The organism is Streptomyces sp. NRRL S-920 (assembly GCF_000717945.1).
In the GTDB taxonomy this organism is placed as follows: Bacteria; Actinomycetota; Actinomycetes; order Streptomycetales; family Streptomycetaceae; genus Streptomyces; species Streptomyces alboniger.
Genome location: NZ_JODF01000049.1, coordinates 1 through 12,528, shown reverse-complemented (window position 1 = coordinate 12,528; position 12,528 = coordinate 1). Strand labels below are relative to the sequence as shown.

Here is a 12,528-nt window from a genome sequence, read left to right as displayed (position 1 = left end):
AGGGTTCGGAGCGGGTGCGGGGAACGGGGAACGGGGCGGAATGGACGGGTATGAGGAGGGTTCCGACGGCGGACCCGCCGGTCCCGAGGGGCCTGAGAGGCCTGAGGGGCCCGGGAGACCTGAGGGGCCTGCCGACAGCCCGGAAACCGCGCCGGAAGCGCCGCCCGCAGCCGCGCCGGAAGCCCGCGTCGGCATCGCCGGGCTCAAGCTCGGCTATCAGATCGCCGCGGCCTGCGCTCTCGCGCTCATCGCCGTGGCCTCATGCGTGCATATCGGGATGCTCTTCTTCCACGTCGCCCCTTCGAACACCCTGACCAAGCAGCACGGCGACGTGATCGACGCGTGGGTCTACCCCGAGTTCGAGCAGAACTGGAAGCTCTTCGCCCCCAACCCGCTCCAGCAGAACATCGCGGTGCAGGCCAGGGCGGAGCTTCGTACGGCGGACGGAGGGGTGCGGACCACCGACTGGTACGACCTCTCCGCGCAGGACGGCGCCGCCATCGACGGCAGCCTGCTGCCCAGCCACACGCGGCAGAACGAACTCCGCCGCGCCTGGGACTTCTACGTCGGCTCGCACGACGCGCAGAATCGTCCCGTCGGCCTGCGCGGGCAGCTTTCGGAGCACTACATCCGCCGCATCGCGCACATGCGGCTCGACCGGGAGCGGCCCGGCGGTGAGGGCGACGCCATCGCGCGCGTGCAGCTGCGCTCCAGGACCACGAATGTGCGGCCGCCGAAGTGGAGCGAGGAGAAGGTCTCCCCGAAGCCGGTCTACCGGCTGCTCCCGTGGTGGCCGGTGGCGTCCGACGACCTGCCGCTCGCGGGTGCGGAAGGGGCCACCAGGTGACCCGTCTCGAACGCCCGCCGGCGCAGTGGCTCGGCAAGGTCACCGGGTTCGCCCTCGGCCCGTACCAGACCGCGGTGGTCCGTATCGGATTCGCCGCCACCTGGCTGTTCTTCCTGCTGCGCGAGCTGCCCCACCGCCACGAGATGTACGGTCCCGACGGCCCCTGGGACTGGGACATGGCCCGGCAGCTCATCTCGGGCAACGGTGCCTTCACCGCGCTGATGTGGTCGGACGGGCGGATCTGGTTCGAGGTCGTCTACGCGCTCGCGATCCTGAGCAGCGCCCTGCTGGTGCTCGGCTGGCGCACGCGCACGATGTCCGTGCTCTTCATGATCGGTGTGCTGTCGCTACAGAACCGCAGCATCTTCATCGGCGACGGCGGCGACAACGTCCTCCACCTGATGGCGACCTATCTGGTGCTCACCCGGTGCGGTCAGGTCTGGTCGCTGGACGCACGCCGCGCCGCACGCGCGCGTGCGGGAGACGTCGACCGGGTGGGGCCCGTCCTGTGGTGTGCCCTCGGGCTCGGCCTGTCCGCCGTGACGTTCATGGGAGAGCTGAGCGGCGGATGGCTGCTGATCTTCTGGGGGCTGTGGCTGGTCCACGGCCTGTGGTGGGCGGTGGGGCGCCGCGCCCCGCACAGCGAGCTGCGCAAGCTGCTCGATGTCATCGCCAACCTCACCCACAACGCGGGCCTACTCGTGATCATGGTCGAGGCCTGTCTGATCTACGCCACCGCAGGCTGGTACAAGATCCAGGGCAGCCGCTGGCAGGACGGTACGGCCGTCTACTACCCGCTGAACCTCGACTACTTCTCCCCGTGGCACGCCCTCTCCGAGCTGCTCTCGTCCAACGGCTTGATCCTGATGCTGGTGACCTACGGGACGGTCGCCGTGCAGGTCGCCTTCCCCTTCACCCTCTTCAACCGCCGGGTGAAGAACGTCCTGCTGGCAGCGATGATCTTCGAGCACGCCGTCATCGCCGTCGTCCTGGGGCTGCCGTTCTTCTCGCTCGCGATGATCACGGCCGACGCGGTGTTCCTGCCGGAGTCATTCCTGCGGCGCGTGGGCGGCTGGGTGGCACGCGCGCGTGGAGCACTGATTTCCCGTACGCCTCTCTCCCGTACGCCCCTCTCCCGCCTGGTGCGCCGGGGCGCCCCGCTGTCGCGGCAGCAGCGTCCCGCGGGCCGGCGGGACGAGGAACCCTCCGAGCACGCGCGCGTAGGCTTCACCCCATGAACAGGACGGACGCGGTGGACCCCGACGCCGCCGTGCGCGCCTGGCGCGCGCTCGCCGACACCTCCGTGCTGCTCGACGGCTTCCACGCGATCAAGCACGCGCTGCGCTTCGACGCACGGGTGCCGGTCGCGCTGACCGGTGACAGGGCCGGGGTGCTGGCCCTCGCGGACGAGCTGGCGCCGGACGTGAGGGACGCGCTGGACGCGCTCCTCGTGGAGGTCCCCGAGGAGCGGCTGCGCGCGCTGGTGCCGCGGCTGCACCCCACCGCAACGGCCGCCCTGGCGGTACGCCCTTCGCGCGCGGCCAATCTCGATGTGCTGGGCCGCATGCCGCGGACCGCGCCGGTCGTGGTGCTCGACGACCCCCGCAATCTGGGCAACGCCGGGGCGGTGATCCGGCTCGCCGCCGGGTTCGGCGCGACCGGTGTCGTCACGACCGGGACGCTCGACCCCTGGCACCCCACGGTCGTACGGGGTGGCGCGGGGCTGCACTTCGCGACGGCCGTGGAGCGGATGGACGTCGCCGGACTGCCGCCGGGGCCCATGTTCGCCCTCGACGCGGAGGGCGACGACATCCGGGGGCTGAAGCTCCCGGACGACGCGGTGCTCGCCTTCGGGTCCGAGCGCAGCGGCCTGTCGGCGGGGCTGCGGGAACGGGCCGATCACTTGGTGTCCCTGCCGATGCGCCCCCAGGTCTCCAGCTACAACCTGGCGACGAGCGTCGGCATGGCGCTCTTCCACTGGTCGGCGGGCAGGCCTCCGGGCCTGGAGACCTGAGCCCGCCGGGTCACGCTCCGCGCGCGGGTCACGCGTCCTTGCGGATCTCCACCACGCGGAAGCGGTTGGCGACGAACGCGCCGTCGCACAGCGCGGCGTTCGCCGCGGGGTTGCCGCCCGAGCCGTGGAAGTCCGAGAACGCCGCCGTCTGGTTCACATAGACCCCGCCCGTGAGGTTCAGCGACAGCTGGGCGCACTCCTCCAGGCAGGTCTCCTCGATGGCCGTGGAGACCTCTTCCGAGGTGGTGTACGCCCCTACGGTCATCGCTCCCTTGTCGCGCACCGTGCGGCGCAACAGCTCCACCGCGTCGGCGGCGGAGTCGACGGCGACCGCGAAGGAGACCGGGCCGAAGCACTCGCTGAGGTAGGCCGCCTCGGCGTCCGGCTTGGCGCCGTCCAGCTTGACGATCACCGGGGTGCGCACTACGGCGTCGGGGAAGTCGGGGTTCGTGACCGCCCTTGAGGGGAGGGCCACTTCGCCGAGGCCCGCGGCAGCCTCCAGGCGGGACTTCACGTCCGGGTTGACCAGCGCGCCCAGGATGCCGTTCGCCCGGGCGTCGTCGCCCAGGAGGCCGCTCACCGAGGCTGCGAGGTCGGCCACCACGTCGTCGTACGACTTGGCTCCGGCGTCCGTCTCGATGCCGTCGCGCGGGATGAGGAGGTTCTGCGGGGTGGTGCACATCTGGCCGCTGTAGAGGGACAGGGAGAAGGCGAGGTTGGCCAGCATTCCCTTGTAGTTGTCCGTCGAGTCGACCACGACCGTGTTGACGCCGGCCTTTTCCGTGTAGACCTGTGCCTGGCGGGCGTTGGCCTCCAGCCAGTCGCCGAACGAGGTCGATCCCGTGTAGTCGATGATCTTGATCTCGGGGCGCACGGCGAGCGTCTTGGCGATCCCCTCGCCGGGCCGCTCGGCGGCCAGGCAGACCAGGTTCGGGTCGAAGCCCGCCTCCGCGAGGACCTCACGGGCGATCCGGACCGTGAGCGCGAGCGGCAGCACCGCGCGCGGGTGGGGCTTGACCAGGACGGGGTTGCCGGTCGCGAGCGAGGCGAAGAGGCCCGGGTAGCCGTTCCACGTCGGGAAGGTGTTGCAGCCGATCAAGAGGGAGATACCGCGCGGCACGGGCGTGAACCGCTTGCTCAGGGCGAGGGGGTCGCGCTTGCCCTGGGGCTTGTGCCACTCGGCGGCGCCGGGCGTGCGGATCTGCTCCGCATAGGCGTACGCGATCGCTTCCAGGCCGCGGTCCTGGGCATGCGGGCCGCCCGCCTGGAAAGCCATCATGAAGGCCTGCCCGCTGGTGTGCATGACCGCGTGCGCCATCTCGTGCGTGCGGGCGCTGATCCGCGCCAGGATCTCCAGGCTGACCATCGCGCGGGTCTCCGCGCCCGCCTCGCGCCAGGCGCGCATCCCGGCACGCATGGCGGGCAGCAGCGTGTCGATGTCCGGGTGGGGGTAGGTGATCCCCAACTCCGGGCCGTACGGAGAGACTTCGCCGCCGACCCAGTCGTTCGTGCCGGGCTGGTCGAGGTCGAAGCGGGCGCCCTGGAGGGCGTCGAAAGCGGCTTTGCCCTCGGGCAGGCTCAGGCTGCCGCCCTCCCCGTACGCCTTGGGGTGCTCGGGGTGCGGGGACCAGTACGCGCGCGTGCTGATGGTCTCCAGCGCCTGATCGAGGGTGGACCGGTGCTTGGCGATCAGCTGGTGCGCGGTGAGTTCGGCGGCCATGACAGGACCAACTCCTCGTCGGTCAGCTCTCCATCGAGCTGGCGAGTGGGCGGGAACAGTGGGCAGGGACTGGCTGACAGAGCTAGAGTAACCGAACGATCGGTCGGGACAAGAGGGTCCGCCAAACCTGTGGACAACTTCTCCGGGCCACCCCGAACCCGGCGGTCGGCGGACCGTGCGGGAGGATCGCGAACATGACAGCACTCGAGCTCAGCAGCGCCGTTGCCGTGGTGGGCACCGGAACCATGGGGCAGGGCATCGCACAGGTCGCCCTGGTGGCCGGCCACCCCGTGCGGCTGTACGACGCGGCCCCCGGCCGGGCTAAGGCGGCGGCCGACGCGATCGGCGCCCGTCTGGACCGGCTCGTCGAAAAGGGCAGGCTCACGCCCGCGGACCGTGCCGCCGCGGCCGCCCGCCTCACGCCCGCCGACAGCCTCGCGGAGCTGGCGGGCTGCGGCCTCGTCATCGAGGCCGTCCTGGAGCAACTGGACGTGAAGCAGCGGCTGTTCCAGGACCTGGAGGACGTCGTCGACGGGGACTGTCTGCTGGCCACCAACACCTCCTCCCTCTCCGTCACCGCCATCGCGGGCGCCTTGGAGAAGCCGGGCCGCTTCGTGGGCCTGCACTTCTTCAACCCCGCGCCGCTGCTCCCCCTAGTCGAGGTCGTCAGCGGCTTCGCGACCGACGAGACGGCGGCCACGCGCGCGTACGAGACCGCGAAGGCCTGGGGCAAGACGCCGGTGCGCTGCGCGGACACCCCCGGCTTCATCGTCAACCGCGTCGCCAGGCCCTTCTACGCCGAGGCGCTGCGCCTGCACGAAGAGCGCGTCGCCGACCCGGCGACGATCGACGCGGTCCTGCGCGAGTGCGGCGGCTTCAAGATGGGCCCCTTCGAGCTGACCGACCTCATCGGCCAGGACGTCAACGAATCCGTCACGCGCTCCGTGTGGGAGTCGTTCTTCCAGGACCCCAAGTTCACCCCCTCGCTCGCCCAGCGACGGCTCGTCGAGTCACGCCGCCTCGGCCGGAAGTCGGGCCAGGGCTGGTACGCGTACGGGGATGGCGCCCCACGCCCGGAACCGCACACCGCCGGGCTCGAGCGGGCCCCGGAGTCCGTCACCGTCCACGGTGAACTCTTCGCCGCGGAGGCACTGCCCGGCCTCATGCGGGATGCCGGCATCCGGGTCGAGCAGGGCGAGGACGTGCCGAGCTACCCCGGCTCCATCGAACTGCCGGGTGGCGCGCGGCTCGAACTGGCCGACGGGATGTCCCCCGACGCCGCGGCGGAGCCCACGATCCACTTCGACCTCGCCCTGGACTACCGCACCGCGACCCGCATCGCCCTCGCCCCCTCCGGCAGGGTGAGCGAGCAGGCGCTGAAGGAGGCAATCGGTCTCTTCCAGGCGCTCGGCAAGAAGGTCAGCGTCATCGGGCCCGCCCCGGGGATGATCGTCGCGCGCACGGTGTGGATGCTGATCGACTTCGCCCTGGATGCCGTCGGCCGCGAGGTGGCGGACGCCGAGGACGTCGACACCGCCATGCGCCTCGGCGTCAACTACCCGCTCGGACCGATCGAATGGGGCCGCCGCCTCACCGCGTACCGCGTGGCCGAGGCGCTGGACCTCCTGCACGACGAGTACCCCACCGGGCGTTACGCGCCCTCCCAGGCCCTGCGGCGCCAGGCCGTGCGAGAGGAGTACTCATGACCACCGCCCGGCGGGACACGTACACCCCGGAGACGCTGCTCAGCGTCGCCGTCCGGGTCTTCAACGAGCGTGGCTACGACGGCACGTCCATGGAGCACCTCTCCAAGGCGGCCGGCATCTCCAAGTCCTCGATCTACCACCACGTGGCGGGCAAGGAGGAACTGCTGCGCCGCGCGGTGAGCCGGGCGATCGACGGGCTCTTCGGGATCCTCGCCGAGGAGCACGCGCGCGTGGGCAGCGCCGTCGAGCGCCTCGAATACGTCACGCGCCGCACGGTGGAGGTCCTGGTCGCCGAGGTGCCCTATGTGACGCTGCTGCTGCGCGTGCGCGGCAACACGGACACCGAGCGGTGGGCCCTGGAGCGGCGCAGGGAATTCGACCAGCAGGTGGCCGAGCTGCTGAAGGAGGCCGTCGCGGACGGCGACCTGCGCTCCGACGTCGAGCTGCGCCTGGCCACCCGGCTGCTCTTCGGAATGATCAACTCCATCGTGGAGTGGTACCGGCCGGAGAGCCGGGGAGCGGCCAACGGCGCGGAGATCGCCGACGCCGTCGTACGGCTGGCCTTCGCGGGGCTGCGCACCGAACGCTGAACCTAGGAGTCGGCGCGACGGCCGCTCGGGCGGCCGTCGGTCAGCTCTCGGGCTCCATGTCGTCCTCCTCGAAGACCAGCAACGTACGTGTGCTGAGGACTTCGGGGATGGACTGGAGGCGGGTGAGCACCAGCTCGCGCAGGGCGCGGTTGTCCGGCGTGTGCACCAGGAGCAGTACGTCGAAGTCGCCGCTGACCAGCGCGATATGGGACGCACCCGGGAGTGCGCGCAGATGCTCGCGCACCGTACGCCAGGTGTTCTGGACGATCTTGAGCGTGATGTAGGCGGAGGCGCCCTGCCCGGCGCGCTCGTGGTTGATCCGCGCCCCGAAGCCCCGGATGACGCCGTCGTCGATGAGGCGGTTGATGCGCGCGTACGCGTTGGCCCGCGACACATGGACGCGCTCGGCCACGGAACGTATCGACGCGCGACCGTCCGTGTGCAGGATCTGGAGGATGTCGCGGTCGATGGCGTCCAGGGGCCGAGGATCCGGCACCCGGGCCTCCGGAGGTCGGGGCTCAGGCATTCGGGCCTCCGGTACTCGGGGCGCAGGCGCCCGGGCCTCCGGTCGGGGCTCTGGCACCCGCGGCTCCGGTACGCGGGATTCCGGTACTCGGGGCTCCGGTGGGCCGCCGGCGTGCTGGTCGGCCATTCGTTCAGATGCCATGTCCCCCCGCCTCCCTACCATGGACGTACTGCATCCATCCCAGGCTGTGCAGAACCGTTTGTCCACAGCCTGGAGGTGCCTGTAGCCAAAATGTGCCGACGACCGAACAATCGGTAGGTGAGGCGCATCACATCGCTGCGCCTCTTTTGCCGCTCCCCACGAGGAGTCCGCTTCCCCAGGAGGTGCCGTCATGACGGTCATGGAGCAGCGGGGCGCCTACCGGCCGACCCCGCCCCCTGCTTGGCAGCCCAGGACCGACCCCGCGCCGCTGCTGCCGGACGCCGAGCCGTACCGCGTCCTCGGCACCGAGGCCGCCGGGAAGGCCGACCCGGGGCTGCTGCGCCGGCTCTACGCGGAGCTGGTGCGCGGACGCCGTTACAACACGCAGGCGACGGCACTCACGAAGCAGGGCAGGCTCGCCGTCTACCCCTCAAGCACCGGCCAGGAGGCCTGCGAGATCGCCGCCGCGCTGGTGCTGGAGGAGCGGGACTGGCTCTTCCCCAGCTACCGGGACACGCTCGCCGTGCTCACCCGCGGCCTCGATCCCGTGAGCGCCCTGACGCTGCTGCGCGGCGACTGGCACACGGGATACGACCCGCGCGAGCACCGCATAGCGCCCTTGTGCACCCCACTCGCCACGCAGCTGCCGCACGCCGTGGGCCTGGCGCACGCTGCCCGTCTCAAGGGCGACGACGTGGTCGCGCTCGCCATGGTCGGCGACGGCGGCACCAGTGAGGGCGACTTCCACGAGGCGTTGAACTTCGCCGCGGTGTGGCGGGCGCCCGTGGTCTTCCTCGTGCAGAACAACGGCTTCGCGATCTCCGTACCGCTCGACAGGCAGACCGCCGCCCCCTCCCTGGCCCACAAGGCCGTCGGGTACGGCATGCCGGGACGCCTGGTGGACGGCAACGACGTGGCCGCGATGCACGAGGTCCTCGGCGAGGCGGTCGCCCGCGCGCGGGAGGGCGGCGGGCCGACCCTGGTCGAGGCGATCACGTACCGCATGGAAGCCCACACGAACGCCGACGACGCCACGCGCTACCGCCACGACGACGAGGTCGCGGCCTGGCGCGACCACGACCCGATCCTGCTCCTGGAGCGGGAGCTGGTGGAGCGCGGCCTCCTGGACGAGGACACCCGGCGACGGGCGAGCGAGGACGCCGAGGCCATGGCGGCCGACCTGCGCGAACGCATGAACAAGGACCCCCTCCTGGCCCCCATGGACCTCTTCACGCACGTGTACGCCGAGCAGACCTCGCAACTACGGGAGCAGGCGGCGCAGTTGCGGGCCGAGCTGGAAGCGGCCGCGGAAGAGACGGAAGCGGCGGCATCGGCGGAATCGGCGAAGGGGGAGACGCGATGACCACGGTCGCGGCGAAGCCGGCCACCAAACCGGCCACCATGGCGCAGGCGCTCGGACGAGCGCTGCGCGACTCCATGGCCGAGGACTCCTCCGTGCACGTCCTGGGTGAGGACGTCGGGGCTCTCGGTGGTGTCTTCCGGGTCACCGACGGGCTCACCAAGGAGTTCGGCGAGGAGCGCTGTACGGACACACCGCTGGCCGAGGCGGGCATCCTGGGGACGGCGGTCGGCATGGCGATGTACGGCCTGCGGCCCGTCGTCGAGATGCAGTTCGACGCCTTCGCCTACCCCGCCTTCGAGCAGCTGATCTCGCATGTGGCGCGCATGCGCAACCGCACCAGGGGCGCGATGCCGCTGCCCATCACCGTGCGCGTGCCCTACGGCGGCGGGATCGGCGGCGTCGAACACCACAGCGACTCGTCCGAGGCGTACTACATGGCGACGCCGGGCCTGCACGTGGTCACGCCCGCCACGGTCGCCGACGCGTACGGCCTGCTGCGGGCCTCCATCGCCTCCGACGACCCGGTCGTCTTCCTGGAGCCGAAGCGGCTGTACTGGTCCAAGGCGGACTGGAACCCGGACGCACCCCAGAGCGTTGAACCGATAGGCCGCGCGGTGGTGCGGCGCCCGGGGCGCAGCGCCACGCTCATCACGTACGGCCCGTCCGTGCCCGTCTGCCTGGAGGCGGCCGAGGCCGCCCGCGCCGAGGGCTGGGACCTCGAAGTGGTCGACCTGCGCTCGCTGGTGCCCTTCGACGACGAGACGGTCGCCGCGTCCGTACGACGCACGGGCCGGGCTGTCGTCGTGCACGAGTCGAGCGGCTTCGGCGGGCCCGGCGGGGAGATCGCCGCGCGGGTCACCGAGCGGTGTTTCCACCACTTGGAGGCGCCGGTGCTGCGGGTCGCGGGGTTCGACATCCCGTATCCGCCGCCGATGCTGGAGAAGCACCATCTGCCGGGCGTCGACCGGATCCTGGACGCGGTCGCGCGGTTGCAGTGGGAGGCGCAGAGCTGATGGCGCAGGTGTTGGAGTTCAAGCTGCCCGACCTCGGCGAGGGGCTGACGGAGGCCGAGATCGTCCGCTGGCTCGTCGAGGTCGGGGACGTCGTCGCCGTCGACCAGCCGGTCGTCGAGGTCGAGACGGCCAAGGCGATGGTCGAAGTGCCGTGTCCCTACGGAGGCGTCGTCACGGCCCGCTTCGGTGAGGAAGGCGTGGAACTGCCCGTCGGGGCGCCGCTGTTGACCGTCGCCGTCGGGGCCCCTGCCGCTCCTGGCGCACCGGTCGGGGCCCGCGCGCCGGAGGAGCCCGCCGAGCGGGCGCTGCAAGCGGCGGCCGAGGAGTCTTCCGGCAATGTCCTGGTCGGTTACGGCACCGCGGCCGCGCCTGCCCGCCGCAGGAGGGTGCGGCCCACCCGGCCGGCCCTGGAGGTGCCCGCCGCGCTCTCCGGAGAGGCGCTCTCCGGAGGGGCGGACAGTCCGTCCACGCGCGTGGACGGTCCTGTGCCGGTGATCTCCCCACTCGTACGCAGGCTGGCGCGGGAGCATGACGTGGATCTGCGCGCGCTCGCGGGCTCGGGCCCCGATGGGCTCATCACGCGGGCCGACGTCGAGGCGGCCATCGGCGCGGGCACGGCGGACACGGCGGACGCACGTGAGGCCGTGGCTTCCGAGGCACGCCGCCAAGTGGACGCGGGGCAGGAGCCCACGGGCACGGGCGTGGCGTCCCGGCATCCGCTGACCGGCGTCCGGGGCCTCGTCGCGGACAAGATGTCCCGCAGCAGGCGTGAGATACCGGAGGCCACCTGCTGGGTCGACGCCGACGCGACCGAGCTGCTCGCCGCCCGCGCCGCCATGAACGCCGCTGTGACGGAGCGCGACGGCCAGAAGGTGTCGCTGCTCGCGCTGTTCGCCCGTATCAGCGTGGCCGCGCTCGGCCGGTTCCCGATGCTGAACTCCAGCGTGGACATGGAGGCGCGGGAGGTGCGCCGGTTCGCCGACATCCACCTCGGGTTCGCCGCGCAGACCGATCGTGGCCTGGTCGTCCCCGTCGTACGGCACGCGCAGACACGGACGACGGAGTCGATCAACGCCGAGCTGATCCGGCTCACCGAGGAGGGGCGGGCCGGGAAGCTGACCCCCCGCGACCTCACCGGGGGGACGTTCACGCTGAACAACTACGGCGTGTTCGGGGTCGACGGCTCCACGCCGATCATCAACCACCCCGAGGCGGCCATGCTCGGCGTGGGCCGGATCGTGCCGAAGCCGTGGGTGCACCAGGGGGAGTTGGCGGTGCGGCACGTGGTCCAGCTGTCGCTCACGTTCGACCACCGGGTGTGCGACGGCGGTACGGCGGGCGGCTTCCTGCGGTATGTGGCGGACTGCGTCGAACAGCCGGCGGTGCTGCTGCGGTCGGTGTGAGGCGGGTGTCGGAGTGAGGGGGCGCTCGGAGCGGGTGTCCGGGCGCTGGAGTGAGGGGGCGTGGGGCGCGTTCGGGGCCCGCGTGGGGGAGCGGGGGCGCCCCGGCGCTCCCTGGTGACGTAAGTCCCTTGCCCTGAGCGCCCTTAGCGGGGTGGCAATGATCCTCCGTATGCCCATACTCAGGGGGTGACCGCGAACGAGGGTGCCTCCTATGACGCCGTGGTGCTCGCAGGTGGCGGCGCCGCTCGGCTCGGCGGCGCCGACAAACCCGGCGTGCGCGTCGGCGGGCGGACGCTGCTCGACCGGGTCCTGACCGCCTGTTCCGGCGCCGGGACCACCGTCGTGGTGGCCGCGCCGAGGCCGACCGCGCGGCCCGTGGTGTGGGCGCGCGAGGAGCCGCCGGGCGGCGGGCCGCTGGCCGCGCTGGACGCCGGGCTGCGGCGCACCGCGGCGGAGCGGGTGGTGGTGCTCTCCGCGGACCTGCCGTTCCTGGCGGAGCCGACCGTACGCCGTCTGCTGGGCGCCCTGCGGGAGAGCGGGGCGGACGGGGCGGTTCTCACCGACCCGGAAGGGCGTGATCAGCCGCTCGTCGCGGCCTATCGCAGTGCGTCGCTGCGGCGGGGGATCGCGGAACTCGCGGGCACGGGTGAAGGCGGCGGGCTCGGCGGGCTGCCACTGCGGCGGCTCGTTTCGCGGCTCGGTCTGACCCGGGTAGCCGATCCCGTCGCCGCCTTCGACTGCGACACCTGGGACGACATCGCCACCGCGCGGGCGCGGATCAGGGAGCATGGGCATGTGTTGGATGAATGGATTTCCGCAGTCAAGGACGAGCTGGACATCGACCTCGACGTCGATACCGGCATGCTCCTCGACCTCGCCCGCGACGCCGCGCACGGTGTGGCCAGGCCGGCGGCACCGCTGACCACCTTCCTCGTCGGCTACGCGGCAGCGCAGGCCGCTGCGCGGGCGGGGGCGACGGGCGGAGCCGAAGCCGTCGCCGACGCGTCGCGCAGGGCCGCGGCGCTTGCCGACCGCTGGGCGGAGGAGGCCCAGCAGGGTGCGACGCCGGGGGCCGGGGCCGCCCCCACCACCCCCCCAAATCCGCAGACCTCGCCCTCGCAGACCTCCCCCTCGCAGCCGCAGGCCTCGCCCTCGCAGTCGCAGGCCGCCGCCCCTGCCTCGCAAGCCCCCCACACCCCCAACAC

At 72.0% G+C, this 12,528-nt stretch carries 11 protein-coding genes; 9 read left to right on the top strand and 2 right to left on the bottom strand.

Features of this window, described 5'->3' with window-relative positions; genetic code table 11:
- Positions 1 to 40 precede the first annotated feature (40 nt).
- From IG54_RS0128065 to IG54_RS0128055, 3 genes are read left to right on the top strand one after another with little or no spacing between them, the layout of a single operon-like run.
- Positions 41 to 847 carry a DUF5819 family protein gene (locus IG54_RS0128065; RefSeq protein WP_037897874.1) on the top strand — a complete coding sequence of 269 codons (807 nt, stop codon included), beginning with the start codon at positions 41 to 43 and terminating at the stop codon, positions 845 to 847.
- Positions 844 to 2,085: an HTTM domain-containing protein gene (locus IG54_RS0128060; RefSeq protein WP_030790399.1), complete on the top strand. Its 1,242-nt coding sequence runs from the start codon at positions 844 to 846 to the stop codon at positions 2,083 to 2,085. The genes IG54_RS0128065 and IG54_RS0128060 overlap by 4 nt, the downstream gene beginning before the upstream one ends.
- A complete protein-coding gene (locus IG54_RS0128055) occupies positions 2,082 to 2,861 on the top strand; it encodes a TrmH family RNA methyltransferase (RefSeq protein WP_051820073.1) in 780 nt (259 codons plus the stop codon). Before IG54_RS0128060 ends, IG54_RS0128055 begins: the two co-directional genes overlap by 4 nt.
- Before the next feature lie 28 nt (positions 2,862 to 2,889).
- Here the strand turns inward: IG54_RS0128055 and paaN are convergent, their stop codons facing one another.
- Entirely contained in the window at positions 2,890 to 4,581 is a 1,692-nt protein-coding gene (gene paaN / locus IG54_RS0128050) for a phenylacetic acid degradation protein PaaN (RefSeq protein WP_030790393.1), read from the bottom strand.
- 194 nt (positions 4,582 to 4,775) lie between these two features.
- On the opposite strand from paaN, the gene IG54_RS0128045 reads away from it, so the two are divergent.
- Both IG54_RS0128045 and IG54_RS0128040 read left to right on the top strand, forming a co-directional pair.
- Positions 4,776 to 6,287: a 3-hydroxyacyl-CoA dehydrogenase gene (locus IG54_RS0128045; RefSeq protein WP_030790389.1), complete on the top strand. Its 1,512-nt coding sequence runs from the start codon at positions 4,776 to 4,778 to the stop codon at positions 6,285 to 6,287.
- Positions 6,284 to 6,877 (top strand): TetR/AcrR family transcriptional regulator, encoded by a 594-nt coding sequence (locus IG54_RS0128040; protein WP_030790386.1) that lies wholly within the window; start codon positions 6,284 to 6,286, stop codon positions 6,875 to 6,877. The genes IG54_RS0128045 and IG54_RS0128040 overlap by 4 nt, the downstream gene beginning before the upstream one ends.
- 40 nt (positions 6,878 to 6,917) lie before the next feature.
- Here the strand turns inward: IG54_RS0128040 and IG54_RS0128035 are convergent, their stop codons facing one another.
- The gene (locus IG54_RS0128035; protein WP_420712291.1) at positions 6,918 to 7,544 is read right to left on the bottom strand and encodes an Lrp/AsnC family transcriptional regulator; all 627 of its coding nucleotides are present in this window, start codon (positions 7,542 to 7,544) and stop codon (positions 6,918 to 6,920) included.
- A gap of 190 nt (positions 7,545 to 7,734) precedes the next feature.
- Between IG54_RS0128035 and pdhA the strand changes: the two genes are divergently transcribed.
- From pdhA to IG54_RS0128015, 4 genes are all read left to right on the top strand, one after another.
- On the top strand, positions 7,735 to 8,907 hold the full coding sequence (gene pdhA / locus IG54_RS0128030) for a pyruvate dehydrogenase (acetyl-transferring) E1 component subunit alpha (protein ID WP_030790381.1): 1,173 nt from the start codon (positions 7,735 to 7,737) through the stop codon (positions 8,905 to 8,907).
- Entirely contained in the window at positions 8,904 to 9,920 is a 1,017-nt protein-coding gene (locus tag IG54_RS0128025) for an alpha-ketoacid dehydrogenase subunit beta (protein ID WP_030790378.1), read from the top strand. The genes pdhA and IG54_RS0128025 overlap by 4 nt, the downstream gene beginning before the upstream one ends.
- Positions 9,920 to 11,323 (top strand): dihydrolipoamide acetyltransferase family protein, encoded by a 1,404-nt coding sequence (locus tag IG54_RS0128020; protein ID WP_030790375.1) that lies wholly within the window; start codon positions 9,920 to 9,922, stop codon positions 11,321 to 11,323. The genes IG54_RS0128025 and IG54_RS0128020 overlap by 1 nt, the downstream gene beginning before the upstream one ends.
- A gap of 186 nt (positions 11,324 to 11,509) precedes the next feature.
- On the top strand, positions 11,510 to 12,528 hold a 1,019-nt coding region (locus IG54_RS0128015), incomplete at its 3' end, for an NTP transferase domain-containing protein (protein WP_106977108.1).

Coding starts and splice junctions, on each gene's coding strand:
- IG54_RS0128065 (WP_037897874.1), top strand. CDS start 41: ATGGACGGGTATGAGGAGGGTTCCGACGGCGGACCCGCCGGTCCCGAG.
- IG54_RS0128055 (WP_051820073.1), top strand. CDS start 2,082: ATGAACAGGACGGACGCGGTGGACCCCGACGCCGCCGTGCGCGCCTGG.
- paaN (WP_030790393.1), bottom strand. CDS start 4,581: ATGGCCGCCGAACTCACCGCGCACCAGCTGATCGCCAAGCACCGGTCC.
- IG54_RS0128045 (WP_030790389.1), top strand. CDS start 4,776: ATGACAGCACTCGAGCTCAGCAGCGCCGTTGCCGTGGTGGGCACCGGA.
- IG54_RS0128040 (WP_030790386.1), top strand. CDS start 6,284: ATGACCACCGCCCGGCGGGACACGTACACCCCGGAGACGCTGCTCAGC.
- IG54_RS0128035 (WP_420712291.1), bottom strand. CDS start 7,544: ATGGCATCTGAACGAATGGCCGACCAGCACGCCGGCGGCCCACCGGAG.
- pdhA (WP_030790381.1), top strand. CDS start 7,735: ATGACGGTCATGGAGCAGCGGGGCGCCTACCGGCCGACCCCGCCCCCT.
- IG54_RS0128025 (WP_030790378.1), top strand. CDS start 8,904: ATGACCACGGTCGCGGCGAAGCCGGCCACCAAACCGGCCACCATGGCG.
- IG54_RS0128020 (WP_030790375.1), top strand. CDS start 9,920: ATGGCGCAGGTGTTGGAGTTCAAGCTGCCCGACCTCGGCGAGGGGCTG.